The organism is Haloarchaeobius caseinilyticus (assembly GCF_051207395.1).
Taxonomy (GTDB): domain Archaea; phylum Halobacteriota; class Halobacteria; order Halobacteriales; family Natrialbaceae; genus Haloarchaeobius.
The window spans coordinates 250,547-274,759 of sequence record NZ_JBPJZC010000005.1 but is presented as its reverse complement, the minus strand read 5'-3'; the positions used below and the strand labels follow the sequence as shown (position 1 = coordinate 274,759).

21 protein-coding genes are annotated in these 24,213 nt (G+C 64.4%); 9 read left to right on the top strand and 12 right to left on the bottom strand.

Going from position 1 to position 24,213, the window contains the following annotated elements:
• The first annotated feature begins 341 nt into the window (after positions 1 to 341).
• The gene (locus tag ACSC1P_RS21115; RefSeq protein ID WP_435362196.1) at positions 342 to 2,321 is read left to right on the top strand and encodes an outer membrane protein assembly factor BamB family protein; all 1,980 of its coding nucleotides are present in this window, start codon (positions 342 to 344) and stop codon (positions 2,319 to 2,321) included.
• A 150-nt stretch (positions 2,322 to 2,471) separates the two neighbouring features.
• On the opposite strand, the gene ACSC1P_RS21110 is transcribed toward ACSC1P_RS21115, so the two are convergent.
• The 7 genes from ACSC1P_RS21110 to ACSC1P_RS21080 form a co-directional block, all read right to left on the bottom strand.
• A complete protein-coding gene (locus ACSC1P_RS21110) occupies positions 2,472 to 4,238 on the bottom strand; it encodes an asparagine synthase-related protein (RefSeq protein WP_435362195.1) in 1,767 nt (588 codons plus the stop codon).
• Positions 4,231 to 5,235 carry a glycosyltransferase family 2 protein gene (locus ACSC1P_RS21105; RefSeq protein ID WP_435362194.1) on the bottom strand — a complete coding sequence of 335 codons (1,005 nt, stop codon included), beginning with the start codon at positions 5,233 to 5,235 and terminating at the stop codon, positions 4,231 to 4,233. The genes ACSC1P_RS21110 and ACSC1P_RS21105 overlap by 8 nt, the downstream gene beginning before the upstream one ends.
• A gap of 115 nt (positions 5,236 to 5,350) precedes the next feature.
• A complete protein-coding gene (locus ACSC1P_RS21100; protein ID WP_435362193.1) occupies positions 5,351 to 6,118 on the bottom strand; it encodes a helix-turn-helix domain-containing protein in 768 nt (255 codons plus the stop codon).
• A complete protein-coding gene (locus ACSC1P_RS21095) occupies positions 6,109 to 8,199 on the bottom strand; it encodes a bacterio-opsin activator domain-containing protein (protein ID WP_435362192.1) in 2,091 nt (696 codons plus the stop codon). The genes ACSC1P_RS21100 and ACSC1P_RS21095 overlap by 10 nt, the downstream gene beginning before the upstream one ends.
• Positions 8,196 to 8,360 carry a hypothetical protein gene (locus tag ACSC1P_RS21090; protein ID WP_435362191.1) on the bottom strand — a complete coding sequence of 55 codons (165 nt, stop codon included), beginning with the start codon at positions 8,358 to 8,360 and terminating at the stop codon, positions 8,196 to 8,198. The genes ACSC1P_RS21095 and ACSC1P_RS21090 overlap by 4 nt, the downstream gene beginning before the upstream one ends.
• Positions 8,361 to 8,495: 135 nt before the next feature.
• On the bottom strand, positions 8,496 to 9,275 hold the full coding sequence (locus tag ACSC1P_RS21085; RefSeq protein WP_435362190.1) for a formyltransferase family protein: 780 nt from the start codon (positions 9,273 to 9,275) through the stop codon (positions 8,496 to 8,498).
• Positions 9,268 to 10,227, bottom strand: a complete 960-nt coding sequence (locus ACSC1P_RS21080; RefSeq protein ID WP_435362189.1) for a polysaccharide deacetylase family protein — start codon at positions 10,225 to 10,227, stop codon at positions 9,268 to 9,270. Before ACSC1P_RS21080 ends, ACSC1P_RS21085 begins: the two co-directional genes overlap by 8 nt.
• A 140-nt stretch (positions 10,228 to 10,367) precedes the next feature.
• Between ACSC1P_RS21080 and ACSC1P_RS21075 the strand changes: the two genes are divergently transcribed.
• The 5 genes from ACSC1P_RS21075 to ACSC1P_RS21055 all read left to right on the top strand — a co-directional run bounded on the left by ACSC1P_RS21075 (position 10,368) and on the right by ACSC1P_RS21055 (position 14,886).
• On the top strand, positions 10,368 to 11,300 hold the full coding sequence (locus ACSC1P_RS21075) for a DUF4129 domain-containing protein (protein WP_435362188.1): 933 nt from the start codon (positions 10,368 to 10,370) through the stop codon (positions 11,298 to 11,300).
• Positions 11,297 to 11,890, top strand: coding sequence for a DUF7269 family protein (locus tag ACSC1P_RS21070; RefSeq protein WP_435362187.1), 594 nt, complete (start codon positions 11,297 to 11,299; stop codon positions 11,888 to 11,890). The genes ACSC1P_RS21075 and ACSC1P_RS21070 overlap by 4 nt, the downstream gene beginning before the upstream one ends.
• Positions 11,887 to 13,170 (top strand): DUF58 domain-containing protein, encoded by a 1,284-nt coding sequence (locus tag ACSC1P_RS21065; protein ID WP_435362186.1) that lies wholly within the window; start codon positions 11,887 to 11,889, stop codon positions 13,168 to 13,170. The genes ACSC1P_RS21070 and ACSC1P_RS21065 overlap by 4 nt, the downstream gene beginning before the upstream one ends.
• Complete coding sequence (locus ACSC1P_RS21060) at positions 13,167 to 13,877, top strand: DUF7519 family protein (protein ID WP_435362185.1); 711 nt, start codon at positions 13,167 to 13,169, stop codon at positions 13,875 to 13,877. Before ACSC1P_RS21065 ends, ACSC1P_RS21060 begins: the two co-directional genes overlap by 4 nt.
• 454 nt (positions 13,878 to 14,331) lie before the next feature.
• On the top strand, positions 14,332 to 14,886 hold the full coding sequence (locus tag ACSC1P_RS21055; RefSeq protein ID WP_435362184.1) for a hypothetical protein: 555 nt from the start codon (positions 14,332 to 14,334) through the stop codon (positions 14,884 to 14,886).
• 25 nt (positions 14,887 to 14,911) lie between these two features.
• On the opposite strand, the gene ACSC1P_RS21050 is transcribed toward ACSC1P_RS21055, so the two are convergent.
• The 4 genes from ACSC1P_RS21050 to ACSC1P_RS21035 form a co-directional block, all read right to left on the bottom strand.
• Positions 14,912 to 15,913, bottom strand: a complete 1,002-nt coding sequence (locus ACSC1P_RS21050; protein WP_435362183.1) for an AAA family ATPase — start codon at positions 15,911 to 15,913, stop codon at positions 14,912 to 14,914.
• A gap of 105 nt (positions 15,914 to 16,018) precedes the next feature.
• Positions 16,019 to 16,216, bottom strand: coding sequence for a DUF7576 family protein (locus ACSC1P_RS21045; RefSeq protein ID WP_435362182.1), 198 nt, complete (start codon positions 16,214 to 16,216; stop codon positions 16,019 to 16,021).
• A gap of 49 nt (positions 16,217 to 16,265) precedes the next feature.
• A complete protein-coding gene (locus tag ACSC1P_RS21040) occupies positions 16,266 to 16,583 on the bottom strand; it encodes a HalOD1 output domain-containing protein (protein ID WP_435362181.1) in 318 nt (105 codons plus the stop codon).
• 96 nt (positions 16,584 to 16,679) lie between these two features.
• Positions 16,680 to 19,217 carry a bacterio-opsin activator domain-containing protein gene (locus ACSC1P_RS21035; RefSeq protein ID WP_435362180.1) on the bottom strand — a complete coding sequence of 846 codons (2,538 nt, stop codon included), beginning with the start codon at positions 19,215 to 19,217 and terminating at the stop codon, positions 16,680 to 16,682.
• A gap of 474 nt (positions 19,218 to 19,691) precedes the next feature.
• Here ACSC1P_RS21035 and ACSC1P_RS21030 point away from each other — a divergent pair, with 474 nt between their 5' ends.
• The 3 genes from ACSC1P_RS21030 to ACSC1P_RS21020 all read left to right on the top strand — a co-directional run bounded on the left by ACSC1P_RS21030 (position 19,692) and on the right by ACSC1P_RS21020 (position 22,676).
• A complete protein-coding gene (locus ACSC1P_RS21030) occupies positions 19,692 to 20,105 on the top strand; it encodes a CBS domain-containing protein (RefSeq protein ID WP_435362179.1) in 414 nt (137 codons plus the stop codon).
• A 135-nt stretch (positions 20,106 to 20,240) separates the two neighbouring features.
• Positions 20,241 to 22,043 carry an SLC13 family permease gene (locus ACSC1P_RS21025; protein WP_435362178.1) on the top strand — a complete coding sequence of 601 codons (1,803 nt, stop codon included), beginning with the start codon at positions 20,241 to 20,243 and terminating at the stop codon, positions 22,041 to 22,043.
• 204 nt (positions 22,044 to 22,247) lie between these two features.
• The gene (locus tag ACSC1P_RS21020; protein ID WP_435362177.1) at positions 22,248 to 22,676 is read left to right on the top strand and encodes a DUF7539 family protein; all 429 of its coding nucleotides are present in this window, start codon (positions 22,248 to 22,250) and stop codon (positions 22,674 to 22,676) included.
• A gap of 301 nt (positions 22,677 to 22,977) precedes the next feature.
• Here the strand turns inward: ACSC1P_RS21020 and ACSC1P_RS21015 are convergent, their stop codons facing one another.
• On the bottom strand, positions 22,978 to 24,186 hold the full coding sequence (locus tag ACSC1P_RS21015; protein ID WP_435362176.1) for a CBS domain-containing protein: 1,209 nt from the start codon (positions 24,184 to 24,186) through the stop codon (positions 22,978 to 22,980).
• Positions 24,187 to 24,213: the final 27 nt, after the last annotated feature.

The window sequence follows — 24,213 nt, the reverse complement described above, 5'->3', positions numbered from 1 at the left end:
GCGGGCGGTCGCTGGTTCTCTCGGTATCGCTCGTCATCAGCCGTGAGTGGTCCGGTGACTCTCGTCGTGCCCTGCTGGGTCTGGTCCTGCCAAATGAGTAGTGACCGTGCGTGGGCGCGCGAAGCGTCGTCGACGGTCCTGAACCCTGTCCCAATTTTTCTATCACCGAATCGACACCCGATGGTGTGGGTGAGTCAGCGACGCTGCCCGACTCTGTGACCTCGGCCAGTGGGATGAGTGGGGAGGGGTTATTCCTTTGCGTGTCGATACGCGCCTTAGCCTCGAAATAGTCTGGCTTACCACAATAATATGTGATATGTTGGGGTTCGAACGTGACTACTATGGGTGACGATTCCCCTCGCCTGACCCGGAGACGATTCCTGACGACCACCGCCGCCGTCGGCGGCACAGCCCTCACGGCCGATGCATTCGCCAGCGTCGGGTCCGGTTCGCGTTCGGCACCGGCTGCGAGCGGGGCGGGCTGGCCGCAGTTCGCTGCCGATTACGGAAACACCGGTTTCGGTGCCGACACGAACGGTTTCGACGGTCGATACCAGCAGGAAGCCTGGGCGTACGAGTACGACGCGTCCATCTCGGCCTCGGAGGCGCAGCCGGTCGTCGTCGACGACACGGTGTACGTGACCACGTACGACGGGACGCTGTTGGCGCTCGATTTCGACGACGGAACGACGCAGTGGACGAAGTCACTCCCCGGCGAGACGAAGGGGACGGTCGCCGCCCACGACGGCGTCCTCTTCGTCACGACGAAGGTCGGGGTGCTGGCTATCGATACCGACACGCAGGAGACCCTGTGGCAGTTCGACCACGGGAGCGTCGCCTCACCGACGGTCGTCCCCGCAGGCATTGAGGGCGTCGAAACCGGACGGACACTCGACACCGCGACCGTGTTCGTCGTCGCGATGAAAGAACCCGGGTCGTTCGACGAAGACGGGGTGTTCGCGGCGTTCGCGCTCGACGCAGTGACAGGCGAGGCCCACTGGTCGGCGGAGACGTACGAGTTCCGCACGGTGCCCGCCTACACCGACGGCGTCGTCGTTGTGAGCGAGGACGCCCGGGACGCCGTGACCGGGGCGAAGCTCTGGACCGGCGAAGCTGGCCAGTTCAGCGACTCGACCGCCGTCGACGGCCGCGTGTACACGCACAGCTTCTTCGGAACCTTCGCCTACGAGGCCCGGACCGGCACGAAATTGTGGGGAGAGAAGGGCAACGAGCAGCAACCACCAGACGTCCTCAGTATCCCGAACTACACGCCAGCCGTCTGGAACGGCATCGTCTACGTGCTGGTCAACGAACTCGCGACCGACATCGAGCGGCCAGTCCTCGTCGCACTCGACGCGGAGACCGGCGAGGAGCAGTGGCGATACGACCAGTTCGCACCGAACCGAGGCGGTGACCTCGCCGGCTCACCGACCGTGGTCGATGGCGAAGTGTACGTCACGGGCGTGTTCGCGGCGACAGTCGGCGTGCTCGTCTTCGACGCAGAGACCGGCGAGGTCGTCCACGCTAGCTGGAGCGAAGACTACCTCCCTTCCGGTGGCGCACCGACCGTGGTCAACGGGCGCGTGCTGTACCAGAGCGTCAGTGAACTCCCCATCTTCCCCTACGACGCCGCCTCGGACCCCGTCAACGACGAGGGAACGCCCGCACTCGTCGCGGTCGAGGCCACCGACGAATCACCGGCCGAACCACCCGCAGAGCCGTCACTCGTGCCCGCCCCCGACGTCGGCTGTACGTCGTGGGAAGGGTCAATCGACGTGCCTGTGACGGTGACGTTCGACGGCGACCACCCCGACGGCTACCGAGACCAGTTCCTCTACTTGCTCGACGCGGGCGACGACGGAACTATCGACGCGGCGGGTTGGGTTGGTCGCCCCGGCGACTACTCCTACCCATCCGCCACCCGACCGACCGACCTCTCACTCGCGCTCACTGAAGGCGAACACGAGATTCGCGTCGTCGCCATGGACCGCTACGGCCAGACGACCGAGACGGTCACGACGCTCGACACGCGAGAGGCCTGTGGTCCCGGTGCCAATTACAGCATCGAGTACGAGCCACAGACCCCGACGGCCGACGAGCCGGTAACGTTCGTGGCCGACGCGACCGGCGAACCCGAAGACGGGACGACGTTCGAGTGGCGGTTCGCCTGTGGTGACGGGGTCGACCGCACCGGGCAGGAAGTCACGGTCACGTTCGGCTCTTCCGGGACGAAAGACGTGGACTTGGAAATCTTCCGCGAGGGTGACCGCTCGATTCCGAGCGAGACGGAGTGGACGACCGTCGACGTCGAAGCGCGGTAACGAACCCACTTCGCCGGCAGTCACTCGACACGACGACTTTTTCGAGCAATCGGACTGGTGACTCCGCCGAGAACAGTTCGCTCAGAGAACGAACAAAGAGCACGGTCGGGAGGCGGTACGACCGAGAGAATCAGAATTACTCGGAGAGGACTATACTCGCCCAGCCTGCGGGTCGAGCAGCCACGTGTGCGATTGCTCGTCGGCGTCTTCCATCGCCAGGTCCGTCCACTGGCGGAAGTCGTTCATCCGCAGTTTGTGTCGCACCGGCAGGTCGTGCAGGTGACGGTGGTTGGGGAACAGCTGCTGGTCTAAGTCGTAGCGCTCGAAGATTTCCCGGCGGTCGGGCCACGCGGGTTCGAACGATTCGAGCAGCGGCGTCTTGCGACGGATGAACCGCTCCATCTCGTTCCGGATGAACGAGTCGGTCGGCCGGTCCGGCGGGCGGTTGTCGAGGATGTTCGAGTCGATGCGCCGGAGCGCGTCGAGGAACGTCTGCGTGTTGCGGTACTTCGGCGGCGCGGTGAGGTGCCAGTCGATGAGCTCGGTGTCCGCGACGAAGAACGATTCGAGGTAGTTGTCGAACAGGTGTCGCCGGAAGGGAATCGACGGCTGGTTGCTGATGCCGGCGACGGCCATCACGTTCTGGATGTCGTCGGCGCGTGATTTCGCCTTCTCGACTTCGGTGGCGACGGCGTCCTGGACGAACGCGTGTGGGTCGTCGCTCCAGAGGCCGGTCTGTTCGACCAGCGCGGTGCTCGCGTCGCGGTCGTAGCCGAACTTACCGAGCAGGCTCTCGACGGGGTCCGGGTCGGATTCGAGTCGCGGGAGCGGGAACGGTTTTCCGAACACGTCGACAGTGTCTCGCTGGAGGAAGTGGCCACGGATGAAGGTGTCACACAGCAGCCCGTGGTACATCGTGTCGACCTCGATGCCGTCTTCGTAGCCGGCGTGGTGGATGTGCAGCGACTCCTTGATGCCCTGCGAGTACGGAACCTTGTTCTCGTACGCGGCGAGGTACCGTTCGGACGGTTCGAACACGACGTGTTCGGCCCCGTACTGTTCGGCGACGTCGGCGGCACCCTGTGTCTCCTGTGCGGTCGACCGACCGACCGTGTAGGCGGCCTCGATGTCGTCGATAGCCGAGAGCAGCACACGGGAGTCGTACCCGGCAGAGAGTAACACACCCTTGCGGCCGGGGTAGTGCGACCGCCGCTCTAACGCGCGTTCGAGGCGGTCCGCGAGTTCTTGGACGTAGTCGAACTCCTTCTTCTCGTGGACGAAGCGGCGCAGTTCCACCACGTCGTTTCGGGTGACGTAGCTGTCGAGGGGTGCGCGATGTACCTGTTCGAACGCGGCTTTCTCACCCAGCGTGACGCCGAGGTGGAGGAACTCCCGGACCGCCTGCTCGTCGACGGTCGGGTTGGCGACGGTTCGAGAGACGGTCGCCGCGTCGGTCCCGAACACGCGGTAGCCGGGGTCGTCGGTGTAGTAACACTCCCACGACCGGATCGGGTCGGTGGCGACGATGGCCGCGCCGTCGCGTTCGACGATCGCGAGGAACGACCCGTTCAGGTCGGCCAGTGCGTCGGTGCCACGTTCGCCGAAGGCGTCGAGTAGCCAACTTGCGGCGTCGGTGCCACGCTCTGCGGGGGTGAACACTTCACCCCAGATGACACAGCAGCCCCGGTCGTCGTCGGCGACCGCGCTCCGGTTGGGCATGCCCAGCGCCGGGTCGCGGATACCGACCGTCACGGCGTCACCTTCGACGACGGCGTCGAACCGTCGCCCTGTCGTCTGTGCTTCGAACTCGTCTCGCTCGCCGTAGATACCGAACAGTTCCTTGTTCATGGAGCGGTCTCGTGTCGTCAGCGTCGCTAGCTCACTCATCGCCGTCACGCCCTCGTGCGGGTCACGCACGGTTCTCCCCCCTCCCACGGGTCACGGTGTACGCGAGGACGACAGTTCCGAGTGCCAGTGCACCGAGCGTGACTGCCGTCCCGCGCTTTCGCTGACTGGCACCGCGTGCCGCCGCAGCGAGGAGGCCGGGGAAGTCTCGCGGGCCGAAGGTGGCCGTCGCGAGATGGGTCAGGCTCTGTACCGGCCGTCCTTCCGAGAGGTAGTGCTTCGTCACGAAGAGCCGGCGTTGGCCACGGATGTCTGCGCCCTCGGCTTCGAGTCGTTCGACCGTCTCGCCGTACTTCGACAGCAGGTGTTCGTTCGCTTCCTTGTACGTGTCTGCAGAGGGGCTGCCGGTGTCGTGACGAATCATCAGCGGCTCGCGGACGTGTGCGAGCTTGCCAGCCATGACGACCCGCAGTGCGAACTCGGTGTCCTGGAACCGGTCGAGCTCCTCGTCGAAGCCGTCGACCTCACGGGCGACGTCCGTCTTCACGATGAGCGTCGACCCGGCCCCGGTGTGGAGTCGGTCGGCCAGAATCTCCTCTACGAGCACCTCTTTCCCGCCTTCGGTCGGGTAGTCACCGTCGTCGAGGGTGGCGAGTAGGTCGGCGATGCGGCGCTTGACGCTCCCGCTCGCGTCGCCGAGTTGGTACTCCCAGTCGCAGTAGGCGGCGACCCAGTCCTCGTCTTCGTTCTCTAGTCGTTCGAGTTGTCGTTCTAGCTTTCGCGGTTTCCACTCGTCGTCGGAGTCGAGGAGCGCGACGTACTCCCCCTCGGCCGCGTCCAGTCCGGTGTTCCGGGCGGCGTTTCCGCCCTGGTTCACTTCGTGGAGAAGCGTCCGGACGCGTTGCTCGTCCTCGTATTGTTCGAGGACGGCCTGCGTGTCGTCGGTCGAGGCGTCGTCGACGACGATGCACTCGACGTCGTCGACGGTCTGTGTGAGCACACTGTCGATGGCTCTCGTGACCGAGTCGGCGCGATTGTAGGTCGGGATGACGACGCTGACTTTCGGCATTTGCTATCGCTTCGATTTCCGGGGTTATCGTTATCGGTCAGTTAAGTGCGTGGGACGGAGAAATCGGTCGATGGGACGGTCCTAGAACGGTCTAAACGAGGGCTTAGGACTCGCATCACTCGCCATCGATGATGGTTCGGTCGATGAGTTGACTGAGTGCGTTTCGGAGTCGCTGGGACAGCCCAGAGGTCGAGATACCGAGCATTTCAGCGAGTTCGTTCTGCGAGATTCGTCGCGGCACGTCGAAGTAGCCCGCGTCGAACGCGGTCCGAAGCGTCGCGAGTTGGGTCTCGGTCATGCCGAGGAACGCTTCCTGCTCGGAGCCGTTGGTGTACAGCCGTCGGATGTGGAATCGGATGCCGCTCTCGCGACAGAAGTCACGAAACGCCATCAGCGAGTCCCGCGAGGGAATCTGTAGGCGGACGATCCAGCCACCGTCGCTGCTGCGCGTGTCGAGCATCCGGATGTCGAGTTCGGCGGTCTTCGGCGTCACGGTCACCGTGTCCGGTTTGACCGACACTCGGTACACCCGGTAGCCGTCTTCGTCACCGACGAGGGCCGGGTCGTCGACGGTGTGGTCCTCGACGAGCGCGCGTTCGAACTCGTCCATCGGCCCACCGGTGACGGTGAAAAAGAGCGTCTGTGAGTCGGGGGCGACCACGGTCTGGTACTCCGGCCGGATGGTGACGTTGGGGACGGTCGCCACCGTCTGCGCCAACAGCATGTCGGGGTGGACCAGATGTATCTCCGCGACCAGCGGCGCGCCCTCTTCCTGGACGAGTCGCGGAATCTCTTCGCGGTCCGCCTCGGAGATGTCTATCAGGACGGAATCGCCCCAGTCGCCGTTCTCCTCGTCGTTCGGGTCGTTCGTACTCATTGCCATCGGTCGAACACGGTTTCGAGCAGCGCCTGTTCAGCCGAACGAAGCAGTTTGTTCGTCTTCACGCCGTCCGCGTCGACGAGGGCTGCGACTTCACTCGCACTGTATCTGCGCGGCCAGTCGAAGTATCCTGCGCCGTAGGCGGTTCGAAGCAGTTCGTACTCTCGGTCGGTGAGTTTGCGCCGGAGGTCGGCCAGCACGCCGTCCTGTGTGCGGAGTCGGTGCGTCGACTGGCGACGGGCGACGAGTTCGACGCCGTCACTGCCGGTCGAACAGCCGCGGACGAACTCGTCGCCGTCCGTCTGCACGGGCACGTCCACGGCGAGGTGGACGCCATCGTCACGCGGGCTAATCGACAGGACCTCCCCGTCGAACTTCGTGACCGTCTGTAAGATGGGGTCGGCGGTGACGACGTGGAATCGCCCGGCCTCGCGGTCGACGACGTGGAAGTCGGCCACGTCGGGGTCGATACGTGCCAGCCCTTCGGCCACCTCGACGGTGCCCATCGGGACGCGGACGAACGCGCTCGTGCCTGCCGCGCCGTCGAGTGTCTCCTCGACGACGACCGACGTATCGAGGCGGCGCGCCAGCGTCGGCAGGAACGTCCGCGGTGTCGTCACCTGACAGTCGAACTCCAGTCTGGCCGCAGTCAGCGCTTCTTTGCGGACGTTCGCCGCGTCGATGGCGTACGCCGCCGTGGTCGCCAGTTCCCGGACGACGGTACCGACCGCGCCCTGGAACGCGCCGATTTCGTCGGCGTACACCGAGAGGACGCCGTGTTGCATGCCGTCGAAGGCGACCGGGACGCTCACGATGCTCTGGTGGTTACAGCGGGCGGCGACCGACTGCCAGCCGTCGCCGTGTTTCTCCGGTGGGATGTGCGAAACTTCGACTGCCTCGCCGTGGTTCGCGGCGCGAGCGGTCGGTTCGTCACCGTCGATGTCGACCGTCGTCTCTGCGAGGTAGTCGCCGTCGCCCGCCCACGACCGGGGGGTCACGCTGTCGTTGACCGCGTCGACGCGGCCGATCCACGCCAGGTTGACGCCGTCGACTCCCGCGATTCGTTCACAGAGGACTTGTTCGATGGCTTCCGCGGACTCGGCTTGCACGAGTTCGTCCTCGATGGCTCGCGTCTGGTCGGCGAGGTCGAACAGGAATTCGCGACGCTGACCTTCGCGCCGTCGCTGCGTCGTCGTCGACGTGGCGTCACCCTCGCCGAACAGGGCGAGTTCACCGACCGACGCGAGCAGTCTGGCCATCTCGACGCCGCGGGTGTCGAGGGTCGAGGACGACCCACGAATCACGACGACGCCGCAGTCTTCGATGGGTGCGACGACGGCCCGCTCGTCGGCCGTCTCGTCCGGGTCGCAGATGAGCGTCTTCTCGGTCGTGAACGCCCGGGCCGCGTCCGATTCACCGTCGAGCGGGAAGGCGGGTGCAGGGTCGTCGCGCTCGCCGCCCGTGTACGCGGTCAACTGGAGTGCGCCGACGCCGGGGTCGTGGAGGTAGACGTCGACGGTCGCGTCGTCGAACAGGTCACGCCCGGCGTCGACCAGTCGGCGGCTCACGTCGACCGGTGTCTCGCCCGCGAGTACCCGCCCGGCGACGCTGTCCGGGTCGAGCGCCCCGAGCGACTCGTCGCGCGCTGGGCCGAAGCTGGCCTGTGCGTCGTCGATGGCTCGCTCGATTCGACCGGCGAACACGTCGTTTCCGGTCACACCGTGCCAGACCACGTCCGTCGCGCCGGCAGCCAGCGCGTCGTCGACCGTGAGGCTGGCTGCGTCGTCCACGACGACGAACAACGGCGTCTCGCCCAGTGCCCCGCGCAGGCTCTCGATGACCATCGCGGTGCGGTCGCCCCCGGCGTGGGCGTCGACGATAGCGCAGTCGACGTCGAACGGGAGCGACGACCAGTCGGCGTCGGCGACGACCGAGTGTGTCAGGACCGTCGGGTCAGAGAGCGCGGAATCGAGCGTCTCGACCGGTCTCGTGAGTCGGCCCTCGTCGCCGACGAGGAGCAGTCGTGGGGACGTCGACCTGACGTGAGTCCGCGATTCTCGGCGACTCGGCTCTCGGCGACTCATCTGTCCGCACCTCCCGCAGGAGCCACCTGCGCCGTGGCGATTCGCGCCGTCGGGGCACTCGCCTCGCCCGTGGTGTTCGAGGCGGACCGCACCGCCGCGGCGTGCTGGTCGGCCGAGCGGCCGGTCGACGCGGGGACACGACCGGGAGTGTACGCTACCATTGCTGTTTCGTGCTTGGACGTATCACGCCGTTATTATCCGGCGCATTAGGATAGCTTACAGTGTGGGTAACCGGACGAAACGGTCGGTCTCCGGTGGTCGTAGGGGAGCCGTGACGAAACGCGATCGAACCGTGACTATAACAGACCTTTTGCGGTCTTCGTGGCGTAGGTAACGACGGGCTTCCCCTGTGGCAGCGTGTACAGGTCACCCAGTTCGTCGGGGCGACGCGGCTCCTCGCCGCCGATTATGGAGTCGACGGCTTCGGGGAGCAGTCGCTGGGACTCGGTGTACAGTCGACGCCGGACTTCGCCCCACGTCTTCGCGTCGTCGATGCGAACCTCGTCGTAGGCGTAGATTTCTCCGGCGTCGAGTTCGTCGCTGATGCGCTGGACGGTCATGCCGGCCGTGTCCTCGCCGTGGACGAACTCCCAGAACCCTGCGGGCTGGCCGCGGTACTCTTCGAGGTTGCCGTGGTGGTAGCTCAGGACCCCGTAGGTCGGCGCGGTCAGCGCGTCGCCGACGAGGATGCCGAAGCCGAAGCGGACCGCCACGTCTGTCGGTTCGAGTGCTTCGACGCCCTCGTCGGGGAGTTCCTGCCCGAAGCCGGGTGTGTCGACCGGTTCGCAGTAGAGTCGTTCCGCGTCCGCGAGCGCGGGCACGTCGTCGATGGACACCTGCTGGGCGTACTCCGGCGTGTTCTTGAGCGAGATGGCCGCCGCGAAGGGTGCCCACTCGCGCAGTTCCTTCAATCGCTTCACCGTGTCGACGGGACTTCGCTCTGCGGTGCTGTCGTCGATGACGAGTTGGGTCACGGTCGCGTCCGTGCGCGATTCTACCTTCTGAATGGCGTGCGCCATCCAGCGCGGGAGCGTCTCGCCGTTGAGCAACACGCCGACTGTCGGCCCCTCAGACATACGACTGCACCTCGCGTTCGGCCCGCACGCGGTCGTTCAGCTCTGCCATCGTCAGCACTTCGAGGTCGGTCTGGTTTTCGAGCGTGGACAGTTCCGTGAGGAAGTCGCGAATCGCCTGGAACTGGGCTTCGTTCGAGAGGTCGTACAGGTGCGCCCACAGGTGGACCGGCGTGTCCTCTTCGACCGCCAACTCGGCGGCACGACGCAGGTACCGGGTGTGCAACTGCTTGCGCTTGTCCTCGTCGAGCGGGAGGTAGCGGAACGCCGGGTGCGTCTCGCGCCGACCCGACGGGAGCAGCGCCGAGGTCAGCGACGGGTACTCGGTACAATAGGTGTACACCACGTCGTCTTTCACCTCGATGGCTGGCTCGAACGTCGGGTGCGGCCCGAACATCAGGCGCTTGAACTTCCGAGGCGGCGAGAGCTTCTCGTCGCGGTGCATCCGGATGATTTCGATGCCCGCGTCGCGCAGGACGTGATTCGGCGGCTGTTCGTGCTTCGGCGGGACGAACGATTTGGTCTGCTCACCGAGGACGTGCTCGTGGACCGTCTGCGCGCGTTCTAGGTCCCAGTGGATGGCCTCGTCGCTCGCCTCGTCACACGAGACGTGCGAGTACGAGTGGGTGCAGATCTCGTGGTCCACGTCCGTCTCCTTGATGGAGGAGACGATGTCTGGCGCGTAGAACAGCGGGTCAGTCTGCCAGTCGGTGCCGGGGTCTTCGTCGAACCAGCCGTCACGGTGTGGACTGTAGTGGTCGCCACTGCACGCTGCGTGGAACAGGTGGCCCACCACGTCGAAGCTGAACGGCACGTCGACGTCGTCGCAGTGCTGGAGGAGTCGCTGGAGGTACCGCGTCTCCTGTTCTCGACGGTCGCTCACGCGCTCGTACTCGTCGATGTCGTGGACGCCCCAGCCGAGTTCGATCTCCAGGCTCAGGGTGACGATGCTCATCGACATCGCCTCCGAAGCAGGCCGTTCGTGTGATTCATCACTCGGTTCTACGTAGTCCGGGGCTTTCGTTATCTACCTCGTAGATGGGCTTACAGCCCGCATAATAAACGTCGCTGCAGCCGTCTCTCCGAGCGAGCGACATGAACTGGGAGCCTCTGCTGACCGTCGCCGTCGCCCTCTGCTGTCTCCTCGCCGTCTCGACAGCGGCAACGACACTGGAGTCCTCTATCTCGACGGACCCCGACGACGTCATCGACATCGACTCGGAGAAGACGCCGCTCGGGGAAGACGGTGTCAGCAGCCTCAAAGACCAAGTACAGTCCGACGGGACACCGAATTCGAGCAGTTCCGAGGACGGTGACGAACAGCGAACGACCGCGAAACCGGGCGAGGGCGACGAGTCGATGCAGACGAGCGACCCCTCCGGTAGCGATGACGACGAGTCGATGCAGACGAGTGACCCCTCCGGTAGCGACGGCGGCGAGTCGAAACCGGCCGACAGCGGCACGCCGAACGAAGAGCAAGCCGGTGGCGACGGCACGCCGACCGAGCAGCAAGCCGCAGGCAGCGGCGCGGCCGAATCGGGTGGTGGCAGTGCCGGACCACCGTCACTGCTGGAACTGTTGATGCAACTGCTGCGCGAACTCCTCGCGCTCTTGCTCTCGCTCGCGCCGGTCCTCTTCGGCCTGCTCTGCCTCGGTCTGGCTGTCCACCAGCGAGAGCGGCTGTGGGCCTCGATTCGGGTCTATCTCGAACGCTGGGGACTCGTGGACCCCGCCGATGAAACGGTCGAATCTCCCACTGTTTCGTCGTATCCCGCCCCGCAGAACGAGGTCGCCGAAGCCTGGTACGAGTTCGCCGACGCGCTCGGCTTCGGTGACCAGATTTCGCGGGCACCCCAAGAGTGCGCCGCCGCGGCGCGCGACGCAGGTGTCGACGAGGAGACCATCGCCGACGTGACCGAACCGTTCGAAGAGGTCCGGTACGGGCAGCGTCCAGTCACCGACGAACGCTGTCGCCGGGCGAAGAACGGGCTCGAACGCTTCCGCGCGCAGCACGGAGGTGGCCGATGAAACGCGCTCGGATGGCGGTCGGCGCGATCGGGCTCTTCCTCGGGCTCGCCGCCATCACCGCGGTCGGCACGCCCCTCGGTGGTGTCGCCACCGACGCGCTCGTCGCGGCGCTCGGAAACGACTATCTCGCCGCGGTCGTCATCGCTAGCCTCGGCGTCCTCGTCGCCATCCCGATTCTCATTTCGTCGCGGTCGGGGACGCTCGACCAGGCGAGTCTTCCCGCACCCGAAGTCTCACTGGCGATGCCCGCCCCGGGCGACGACTTCGACGACGCGCTCGACTCGTCGGTGCTGTTCGTTCCGTACCTCGACAGCGACCGGAAGGACGAGGTTCGCAGTGAGTTACGCGACGCGGCCATCGACGTGCTCGCGCGCACCTCGGCGTCCAGCCGACGCGATGCGATTTCGCAGGTCGTGTCGGGTGAGTGGACCGAGGACGCGGCCGCGGCGGCGTTCCTCGCGGACGGAAAGCGCGGATTCGAATTCGGAGCTCGCGCGAGCGCGCTCGCGCGCGGTGACAACCTGTTCCAGCACCGAGCGCGCCGAACTGCTCGTGCTATCGTCGAGCGGGCGAACGGAGGTGGCGCGTGAGCCGAACCAGAACCACCCGTCGCTGGCGGGGCGTCGTCGCCATCTCGCTCGTGGCGAGTGCGGTCGGTGTCGTCGCGGACCGGCCAGACGTGCTGTTGCTCTCGGTACTCGGCGTCGTCTTCGCCACCTACCCGCGACTCACGTCGGCCCCGGAGCCGACGCTCGATATCGACCGCCGCGTCAGCGACGACGACCCAGAACACGGTGACCTCGTCGACGTGACCGTCACGGTCACCAACACCGGGTCGTCGTACCTGCCCGACGTGCGCGTCGTCGACGGCGTCCCGCCGATGCTCACCGTGGTCGACGGGATGGCCCGGCGGGGGACGAGTCTCCGCCCCGGGTCGTCGGCCACGTTCGAGTACACGGTCGAAGCGAAGCGCGGCAAACACACGTTCGACCCGGCGACCGTCCTCTCGCGCGACCTGAGCGGGGCGCACGAACTGGAGACGACCATCGCCGCCTCGACCGAAATCGACTGTACCAGTGGCGTCGACACCGTGACCGCGCGGTCGCAGACGCTCTCGCGTAGTGGCCAGATCGCCGCGAACGAAGGCGGTGCAGGCATCGAGTTCCACCGCACTCGCGAGTACCAGCGCGGCGACCCGATGAACCGCATCGACTGGAACCGCTACGCCAGAACGGGCGAACTCACGACGACGGAGTTCCGCGCCGACCAGGCCGCGAGCATCGTCTGTCTGGTCGACGCCCGCCCCGCGGCCTACCGGGCGCTTCCCTCGGAACCGCACGCGGTCGCGCTGTGTTCCTCCGCCGCCGAACAGCTCATCACGGCGTTCCTCGGCGACCGCAACATGGTCGGCCTCGCCGCGTTCTCCGACGAACTGGTCTGGCACCCGCCCGGGATGGGCCCGGACCACTTCGCCAGCGTCCAGCAGATGCTGTCGACCCACGAGGCGTTCTCCTCGCACCACTCGGACGAGGACCCGGCGATGGACAAACTGCTCGCAGACCTCCGAATGCGCATGGAAAAGCAGTCGCAGGTCGTGTTGCTCTCGCCGCTGTGTGACGACGGCATCGTCGAGGCCGCCCGTCACCTCGACGAGTACGGTCACCGTGTCACCATCGTCAGTCCCGACGTGACCGGTGGTGATTCGCTCGGCAACCAGCTCGCGAAGGTTCGTCGGACCAATCGCCTCCGCAAACTGCGGAGTGCGGGCATCCCGACGCTGGAGTGGCAGAGCGACGAACCGCTGGCGACCGCACTGGCCACGCAACAGAAAGCCAACCAGCGCGGCGGCAAAGGGGGTGTTCCGGCGTGAGTAACGCCACCGAAACGACGCCGATTACGGTCACGCACCGACCGACTGCCGTCTCGACGGCTGCTTCGGTGCTGGCCGTCGTCACCGTCTCGTTCCTGCTCGGGACCGCGACCGACACGACGTTCCCCGTCATCGTCGGCAGCGTAGGTGTCGTCATCACCGCGCTCGCGCTCTGGATCGCCAGCCACGACGAGTTCGCCATCGGTCTCGTGGTCGGACTCATCGGGCTCCCCGTCGCCCTCGCCGGAGTCGCCCTCGCGTGGGCTGGGGTCGGTCGCCTGACCGTCACGCTCGCGCTCGCCCCGACGATTTTGGGTGGCCTCCTCGTCGCTGCCGCGGTCATCCCCAGAAGCGGCACCGGGTCGCGCCTGCTGCTCAAAGTCGGTGCCGCCGTCGTCATGGTCGGCATCCTCGTCGCCGGCATCACCAAACAGGTGTCGTTCGGCGAACTCCTGCTCGCTGGCGTCGTCCTCGTCTTCGCGTGGGACGCCGGTGAGAACGCGATGAACGTCGGCGAACAACTCGGACGCGAACCGAAGACGTGGCCCGTCGAAGCCGCCCACCTCTGTGGTACCGCCATCGTCGGCGCGGTGACCATCGGCCTCGGGCAGGTGACGAAGGGCCTCGGGACGCCGGGGCTCCCACTCGGCCAGTTCGCACTCCTGCTCGTCGCCGTCGTCGTGCTGACCGCGGCGCTGCACGAGTAACTGGCTGTCGACCGCTTCTTCACGAACTCTCTGGCGTGCGCTGTCTCAGAATCGCTCTGCGATTCTGATGGCCAGTGGGAGCTTGCTCTCACGCTGGCGAGTGTGTCCGCGCCTCGGCGCGGACCACGAGATGTAGCCGCGCGAGGGATGAGTCAGTCGGAACGTAGGCGTTCGAAAGACCTCCGGTCTTTCGTGATGACGAGAGACCGCTGGTCTCTCGGATCATGACGACTGGCGAGTCGGATGGGGAGGCTGTGGCTGCGGTATCTATCGTCGTGATTCGTGAACTGCTTCGTCCAACCAAGAACCGTCTCAGCAGAGTCGTGATTCGTGAACTGCTCCGCCACACCGCAAACCCCGACGACAGAAGTTTCCCACCAGCCACAGAGCGTTCACGCCCGGCGTAAACGCACTAGCCGCCACTTTCTCCATCCGTCAGTGACTCGACCAGTACATGCAGTCTCCGCTCGACCCCGCCGAACTTCACGACCACTCGGACATCACGACGAGAACAGAGGCCGCGACCGTCGACGACGAGGCGTTCGCCTATCGCGAAGCCCACGCCGGGATGGCCATCGTCGGCGTCCCGAGCGATACTGGCTCGGTCCTACTCATGCGGAGCCCCCACGGGTGGCGACTCCCCTACGTTCCCGTTCGCCGCGACGCGGACTGGCTAGCGGTCGTCCGCGAGGCGGGCGCGGCGATGACCGGCGAGGCGGTCGACTTCGCGGCCGCAGAACGAGTGTGCGAGATTACGTACCGGCTCGACGGCGAGACTGCCTCGACAGCAGCAGTCGAACACGACGACGAGAAACGGAATGACGAGAAACAGGTAATCGGCCACGACGTGGTCCTCCGCGCGTCGCCGGTCTCTGGCGAACCGGTCGCCGCCAACCCAGTAGTCCACCCGTGGGGCGAACTGACGCTCTCGTGGTTCGACTCGGTGCCCGACGACGCCTACGCCGCGCACGAGGACACGGTACCGGACATCCGGTCGATTCTCGGATAGGCGCGGTCGTCTCGGGTCGTCGAAATCAGTCGCTGTGACTTCCGCGCTGGCTTCCGCCGTTCGACTCCGTCTCTCTGTTCTCTCGCGGCACCGGCGTCTGGTCCAGCACGTCGTTGAGTACGTCTGATTTCGTCACGTCGTTCACGCGAGCGTCGGGGGTGAGCACGAGGCGGTGGTCGAGGGCGGGATGTGCCACGGCCTTCACGTCGTCGGGGGTGACGTACGAGCGACCGGAGAGGGCGGCCCACGCGCGAGACATCTCGTACAGCCGGATGCAGCCACGAGGAGAGACACCGACCGTGACGCGGGGGTCGTCGCGGGTCGCTTCGACCACGTCGACCATGTAGCGAGACACGTCTTCGCTCACGTCGACCGTCTCTGGGACGGTCTGCATCTCCTTCAGGTCGCCAGGTTCGATAGCCCGGCCCGCTTCCGGCTGTTGTTCGTCGCGCTGGCCGCGGCGCATGAGCATCTCGACGCCGCCGTCGGTGTCGGGGTAACCGAGACTCGTCTTCACGAGGAAACGGTCCTGCTGTGCTTCGGGCAGGGGGAACGTCCCCTCGCCCTGTTCGACCGGGTTCTGCGTCGCGAGGACGAAGAACGGGTCGGGCAGTTCCCACGTCTCGCCGTCGACGGTCACCTGCTGTTCCTCCATGGCTTCGAGCAGGGCGGACTGGGTCTTCGGCGAGGCACGGTTGATCTCGTCGGCGAGGACGACGTTCGCGAACAGCGGCCCTTCGTTGAACTCGAACTCGCCACTTCGCTCGTTGAACACGTAGGTCCCGGTCACGTCGGCGGGCAAGAGGTCCGGTGTGAACTGAACTCGCGAGAAGGACAGGCCGAGGGCGTCGGCGAAACTCCGTGCGGTCAGCGTCTTGCCGGTGCCGGGGACGTCTTCGAGGAGGACGTGGCCGCGAGCGAGGATGGCCGTGAAGATGGTGTCGAGGACGGACTGGTCGGCGATGACCGCTCGTTCGACCTCCGACAGGATGTCGTCGGCCTTCGTACCGGTCTGATGAACGTCCATACGCGCAGTACAGGCTATGGGTTCCTTATTATCGGCGACCTAGACGGTAGTTACGGGAATTATGGGGAGGATAGAGAGATGGGCATCCCAATCACTCTTCGTCGATTATTCGTCGATTAGTGCTTCTCGGCACTCCTCACTACAGAACTGATGAATTGTCAGCGAGTCGTCTCCCTCGTCCTCACGGATGGCGACGGTCGGATGCCACTCGTCGAGCGGCACGTCCGCCCCACAGGTCGAACAGGGGGCGGTGTCGTCTGGTTTCGAGTCGAACGCGGACGTGTCTGTCGGTCTGTTAACCATATCTCGTCAGTCTCGTGCTCGTCTGCACTGCACTCGTGTCACCACGGACTCAGTCTAGGTGGCTCGGGTCGCGTCCTCGCGTTGCCTCCTCGAACGACTCGACGGTCACTTCGATAGTGTCGTCAGCCGCGACGTCGATGGTCACGAGGCGGTCCTCGAACGGGAACGATATCGTTCCACGTCTTCCATCGCCGGTCCGCGACTCGAACAGTCGCGTGAGTGCTGTGGTGTCGATGGCATCGTCGAGCCGTGTCTCCAGTGCATCTGGAGGCACGTCTTTCGCGTCGGATATCGTCTCGGCGACGACGACCTCCAGTGACGGCCCATCGTCGTAGCCGTCTGTAGGTGCCCGAACGGTTCGTGCCATTCTCCGTCTCGTCATTTGGCTTCCTGCCGTATGACCCTTTCTCGAAGATAATTAATTTTCCCCCGCCGGTGGGGCTATATGTATAAATCGCCTCGCTCAGTTCTCGTCGCCGCCGAATAATGCCTCGAAAACGGTTCGCTCGCCAGCACGAATGTGACGGGTCACCGTCGGCTGGCTCACGTCGAGGATATCGGCGACGTCTTCACCCGAACTCTGGCGGGGCCACTCGAAGAAGCCGCTGTTGTACGCGGTCTCGATGACCTCCACCTGTCTGGGCGTGAGTTCGGTGAGGATGTCGTTCTCGAACGTTTCGCGAGTGAGGACGGGTTCGTCGCGTTCCTCACGACCGCGGAGTTCGGTGGTCCCGAACTCGTCGTCGAGGAGGCGACTGACCGCGCGGAGGTCGGCGTTGCGTGCCATCCGGAGGCGGAGCGTGGCCTCGTCGTCGGTGAGAACCAGGTGTTCGATGCGTGCGCCCCGTTCGACCAGCGTGGTCACGACCGTCGCTTCGGACAGGGTGACCTCCACCAGGGTCGTCTCGTCGTCAGCCGAGACGACGTGGACCTCGTCGACCGGGTCGGTCTCTCGAATCGACGTGCAGAGGGCGTCGTCGTCGTCCTCAGCGCTGACGGTCAGGAAGACGTGGTAGCGTCCATCCTGTCGCTGGACGACGTTCTGTAGTTCGAGGCGGCCATACCCCGGCGGGATGAATCCGACGTGCGGTTCGCCGAGGTCGCTGATGCGGAAGTCGAGTGCGACCGACTGTTCGCTCACCAGCGCTTCTTTGCGTTCGAGCGCACTCAGGGCGAACGCGACGAGCGACCCGACCTCGTCGAGGACCGCGACAGTCACGTCGTCGAACACGTCCGGCGTGTCGTCGTACAGCGTCAGCGTCCCGTAGTCGATGCCCTGATGATGGAGCGGAACGCTCGCGCTCGACCGGAACCCGCGTTGCAGCGACTGCTGTCGCCACGGGCCGTCCGTGTCGCTGTCGACCAGACTGTTGTACACCTGTCTCTCGCCCGTCTCGTTCGCTTCGAGTGCGGCCCTGTCGTTGGTCTCGCCGTCGTCTCCCCGTATCACGTCGAGTAAGCCGCGTCCATCGCCGGCACTCGCGGCTGGGACGAGGTCACCGGTCGTTCCGTCACACCGCCCAGCCCACACGAACGCGAACGAGCCAGTGTCGACGAGTGTCTCACAGACGGTAGCCTCGATGTCTTCTCGCGAGTTTTCGTACAGTGCTGCCCGGACGACACCACGGAGGACGTGGTTCAATCGATTGATGCGGTCGAGTTGGCGCTCTTTCGCTTCGAGCTGTTCGTGCTGGACGCGGAGCGAACTCTCGCGGTCGACCCGGTCGAGTGCCGCCGTGGCCGTGGCACACAGCATGTCGACGAGCGTGTAGTCGCAGTCGTCGAACACGCCGACGGTCTCCTCGACGGCGACGAAGACGCCGTGCGTCCCGAGTGGGACCACGAAGACGCTCGCGACCGGGGCATCCTCGTCGACCGCCGTCAGGTCACTCACGATGGTGGGTTCGCCCTGGACGTAGGCTTCCCACACGGGGCTGTCGACCTCCGCAGTCAGGAGTACACTGTCCCCCGGTGGCGTCTCCGGGTCGGTCCCGGTGAGTCGTTCGAGCGACCCGTCGACCGCGTCGTAGGTCGCGACGTAGGCCGAGGAGAAGCCGAGGAGTTCGTCGACGGTCTCGACGACGAGTTCTCCCACGTCTTCCGCGGTCTTGGCGGTCGAGAGTTCTTGAGACCGGCGGTTGAGTGCTTCGAGCCGCCGCGCTCGCTCGGTTCTGTCGGTGATGTCTTCGAAGGTGAACACCGCGCGGTCGCTTTCTTCCTCGGCGAGCAGTCGGCCACTCACCGAGAGCCAGCGGTGGTCGCCGTCGGGGCGAGTCATTCCGAGCGTGACGCCGTGAACCGGTTCGGCCGTCTCGAAGATGCGAGCGAACGGGAGGCTCTCGTGAGTGAGTGCCCCGCCGTCGGCGATGGCCTCGCTGTCGGGTTCGGCGTGTTCGAACTGGAGCGTGTCCTGTGTGAGTTCAGACTGACTGACGCCGGTGAGCGTCTCGAGGAACTCGTTCGCGAACAGCGGCTCACCCGACGCGTCGACCACGGCGATGCCGACCTGTGCGGTCTGGAGGGCGTCCTGGTCGAGCGTGGTCTCGTCGTGACCCACGCCACTGGCCGCGTCGTCGGTGAAGTGTGTCGGGTCCCACTCGCCGTCGCCGTCTTCGGTCTGTTCTTCCTGCACTCTAGCGAGTGCGTGCTGGAGGAGGGTCTCGGCGTGGTCGCCGCTCCGGTCGACGACCGTGGTAGCACCGGCTTCGAGTGCGGCCTCGACGGTGGCGGAGTCGGTCGATTCGAGGTAGGCGATGACGGGAACGTCTGGGGTCCGGTCTCGGAGTGCGGCGACGACGTTTTGGCCCATCTCGTCGTAGACGACTGTGGTGACGACCGCGTCTACGTCGGTCGATTCGACGATTTGTTCGTACGTAGAGATATCAGAGACGGTTTGAACGCTCGGAACCCGGAGTTCCGTCTCGACTGGCGTGCCGTCCGACTCGTCAGTCAGACCGTCGCATCGCTCGGTGAGATAGACGAGAGAGAAATCCGTGAGCATCCTATGGATAACTAGTATCTCACGCGCACGATGTATCAGTCGTCTCCCTAATTGGTTACGCCTTTCGTGAACAATCGACAGGTTGCGGGCTGATGGACGGCACTCAACACTTGCCCCTTCGATATGAGTGACTGGCGCTGCGAACCGCGCTCGGCCGACCGGTGGTCGTCACCCAACGGCCCCATGGTCCACGCTGTAATCGCCTGCACTGGACGCATTCGCAGGCTACGTGCCACCCGATACGGGACGCCTGCCGAATTAGAATTGAACCGACAAGGGACCGCTGACTGATAGAACGCACGACTGCAACCGGACTAACGAACTCGACCAGTTTCAGACTCGGGTTCGAACTCCCTAGATAGTTCGTTCCGTGCTCGAATTGCGTGTGTGACCGGCGTAGATCAGTGCTGCTCAGTACCCATCATTCGTCCCGCGGTGCGAACGCTTATCCCCTGCCATCCACTCTACATTTAGATGGACGATGTTTTCGCCGGGAGTCTCATGTCTTCGCCAGTCCACACAGTGAGTACCGATACGTCACTTCGAGATGCCGGGCGTCTGATGCTCGAACACGCTATCGGCTCGGTCATCGTCGTCGGCGACGATGAGCAACTCGAAGGGATTCTCACTGCAACCGATTTCGTCGGCGTCATCGCGGACGGAGACCCGAATCCGAACGCGACCGTCGGAGCATCGATGACTGCAGACGTTATCACGACCACCGTGAACGAACCAATTCGTAGTGTCGCGGACCTGATGATCGAACACGGCTTCCACCACGTTCCAGTTATCGACGACGGCGTCGTCATCGGTGTCATCACGACGACGGACCTGACGGCGTACATCTCTCACGGAGAGGCACCGAGTTCGAACGAGAGAGACGAGTAAATCCTTCGATAACAGGGGCTACGTATCGGTGGGAATACCAGTCCTTTTCCCTCGCCGCGGTGTTACTGTAGTGTGTTCTTCTCTCCCGCTTCGTTGGCAGCTCAAGGGGTAGCCTCGACGTCCGTAACGGTCGAGATGCTCGTCGTTTTTGCGATTATCCTGCTCGCGCTCGTGTTGTTCGCCACCGAGTGGTTCCCTATCGACGTCACCGCAATTCTGGTGATGGTGTTGTTGATCATCTTCGAACCCTGGACACAAATCTCTCCACGGGAAGGAATCTCGGGATTCGCCAATCCGGCCACGATTACAGTTCTCGCGATGCTCATCCTGAGCACTGGCATCAACCGAACCGGTATTGTGCAGTTACTCGGCCGGAAGATGGCGGCGTTCGCGGGGACCAACCGACACAAGCAACTCGCGGCGACGATTGGCATCACCGGCCCCATCTCGGGACTCATCAACAACACACCGGTCGTCGCGATTCTGGTCCCCGTCATCAACGACCTCGCACACAACGGGAAGACCTCGCCGTCGAAGCTGCTGATGCCACTGTCGTTCGCCTCGATGCTCGGCGGCACGTTGACGCTCATCGGGACGTCGACGAACATCCTCGCGAGCGATATCTCGGCGCAACTCGGGGCGGAGTCTCCCGACCTCGGTCTGCACGCGTTCGGGATGTTCGAGTTCACCAAGCTCGGTATCATCGTCTTCGCGGTCGGGTCCCTCTATCTGCTGACGGTCGGCGTTCGACTGCTTCCCAGACGGATTCCCGCCGACGAGGACCTCGTCGAAGAGTACGCCCTCCAGGAGTACCTCGCAGACGTTATCGTTCCTGCCAACTCGACGTTGATCGGGCAGACAGTCGAGGAAGCGCTCGGCGACGACGAACTCGACATCGACGTGTTACAACTGATTCGATACGGCGAGCGATTCTCTGACCCACTCGCCCGCAAGGAGATTCGCAAGAACGACACGCTTCGGCTCAGGACGAACCGGGAGACGCTCGAAGAGATCATGGACACCGAGGGACTCACGCTGTCCGGCGGTCCTCGGACCGAAGACGACCTGCACCCCGGTGAAGAGGAACCGGTCCTCGTCGAGGTGGTCATCCCATCGGGGTCGTTCCTCGTCGGCGAGACGCTCGCGAGCTCGACGTTCCGACAGCGGTACGACGCGAACGTCCTCGCGTTCCGAACCCGTGGTGACGTCGTCCGGGACCGGTTCGAGGACATTCGCATCCGGGTCGGTGACACGCTCCTCGTGCAGGCCCCGCCCGATAGCCTCACCCGCCTCGTCGAAAACAAGGACTTCATCGTCGCCCACGAGTTCGACGACGTGACGTACCGGAGCGAGAAGATTCCGTTCGCAGTGGGAATCATCGCCGGTGTCGTCGCACTTCCGGCACTGAACCTCCTACCAATCGTCGTCTCTGCGTTAACAGGGGTGGTGGCGATGGTCCTCACCGGCGTCCTGAAACCGACCGAACTCTACTCGTCGGTCGAGTGGAACGTGATCTTCCTCCTCGCTGGCGTCATCCCGCTCGGTATCGCACTGCAGCAGACCGGGGCTGCGGCGCTACTCGGAGATGCCGTCGCCTCGACTGCGGCGTTCTTACCAGCTATCGGTGTCCTCTGGGTGTTCTACGTCGCGACTGGACTGTTGACGAGCGTCATCAGTAACAACGCGAGCGTCGTGTTGATGATTCCTGTCGCGGCCAGTGCGGCCCAGTCGATCGGTGCGAACGCGTTCGCGTTCGTCCTCGCCGTGACGTTCGCCGCCTCGACGGCGTTCATGACGCCGGTCGGCTACCAGACGAACCTCTTCGTCTACGGGCCTGGTGGCTACAAATTCTCGGACTTCATCCGCGTCGGCGCGCCGTTACAGTTGCTGCTCTCGGTCGTCACTGTCCTCGGCATCGCGTTCTTCTGGGGGGTTTGAGAACAGTCACGTTCCGACGCCGACTGAGAGACCACCGCTCCGCCATACCCTGTCCACGCGTTCGTGTCACGGGTGTAACAACACCGGTCCTGCTGATAGCGACCGATCGGACGAGCGTGTCCGTATCGAAGGGTCATCGTCAGCATACCCGTCGCTCTGATTCACTGTCCGAACGTTGATTCGTCTCGCCGTCCTCCTAGAATTATGGCAGAGTTTCCAGACGAGCGTCAGCTCGTCCTCCGTGCGCGGTCCCAGTTGGAGCAATGGACGAGAGATGCCCGGAGAGAGGCATACGCTGAACTGTTCGAAGGCGACCAACCGATTCTTACCGAAGCGGAACTCCGTCTGCTCGACGCGCTCGACTCCGAATTGGAGCGAGAGGGCGGCGATGGCGTCTGGGGGACTGACCAATACGGAATCCACACGGCTGGAACCTCGAGTTCGGATATCTCCCTTGGGGTGGTCTGTGTCTATCACCCACAGATCACCAAGGACTCTGTCCTTCGCGGGCGAGACGAACTCGACGACGAGACCGAAGAGCGACTCAATGCAGCGCTCTGGCAGTATAGTGAACGGGTTTCGACACGCATCGAAGTAGCACTCGACGAGTTCATCCGCCAAACACAGCGCTAACCCAGTGCTTCGTCGATTCGGCTCGCTCCTGCTGAATACGTGCCGCGGCAGTGACTACTGGCTGGTTCGCTCGTACTTCGCTTCGCTCTACCCCTTGGACCGGTCCTGAAGAGACGTGCTCGTGAGGTCGATGACCGACTTCGTCCCTGGTGGTGTGTCCGACGCATCAAGGGCGGATACTGGCTCGATGTGCCAGAGTCACTGCTCTCTGTCACTCGACCTCTGAGCGTTCACGGTTCCGCGTCCAGCACCGTCGTCATCCCACACGAACGGACGATTCATCTGGAATCGGGATGGACCGTCATCCGCCGAGCCACCAGCCATACAGATGTTCTTGGGGTTCAGCCTCGGGGTTCTTCTTCGACTGTCCGTACGTCTTCCCTTTCAGGACTTGCCGTTCGATTGCGTTCGCAGCCAGACGGAGTGCGTGGGTGGCTCCGTACCCTTCTCCATCGGCGGTGAAGTAGCCGCGGTCGGTAACGAGCCGAATCCGTGCCAGTACCAGCGGGATTCCCCGCGATTGTTCCTTGTGCTCGTGGAGTTCGATACTGGCCTTGACCACGCTCATGTCGCCGTACTTCGCAGTCACGCTCTCGATCAACTCGGCGACGTCGTCGTAGTCCATCCCCTCCAGTAAGTCGAGACCGAACACTTGCACTGCACGCCGGTCGTCACGTTCCCAGGTGAGTGCCTCGATGATGTCCGTCTTCGTGATGATTCCGACTGGTTCGTCGCTCTCGTCGGCCGTGACGACGAGCGAGGAAATCTCTCGCTCGAACATCGTTTCGACGACGTCGTCGAGCGGTGCGTTCAGACGAACGGTTGCGACCGTCTCGGACATCAGGTTTCGTACCGGGAGGTCGAGTATCCGGTCGGAGTCGCCCTCACGGGCACCGAATCCGCCGTGACTCCCGCTTGTCCGTCCACCGCCACCGAAACTGCCTGCCGACCCACCCTGGCTCTTGCTGCCGCCGCGAACCGTGAAGTCGATGACATCGTAGAGGCTCACTATCCCCACGAGGTCGTTCTCATCGACGACGGGTAGGTGTGCGATTCGTGCCTCTCGGAGCGTGTTGAGTGCTTTCCCGACCGTCGTGTCGGGGGTCGCGCTGACCAGCTTCTCCGTATACGCGTCCGCCACAGTCACGGAGTCGAGGAACGGCCGGACGGCTTTGAGGACGGCATCTGCAGTCACTACACCGACGAGTTGGCCTTTATTCAACACGGGAAGCGTCTTAGCGTCGCTCCCGATCATGAGTCGCGCGACCTCTCGTACGTCTTCTGTCCGTTCGACCGTCGGGACGTGTTGCACCTGAGACCCTACCTTGGCCGAGGGCTGTATAGACGAGGAGGCGAGCTGTCGGCGGCTGACGATGCCCCGGTACTCGTCACCGTCTGTGACGACGACAGCGTCGAGTTCCTGGTTCTCGAAGGCCCCAGCGACCTTCGAGAGTGGTGAACCGATATCGAATTCGGTGAAGTTGGTCGAAAGGACTTCTGAGATATCCATGTATCCTCTAGTGGGAGGGCTGCTGGA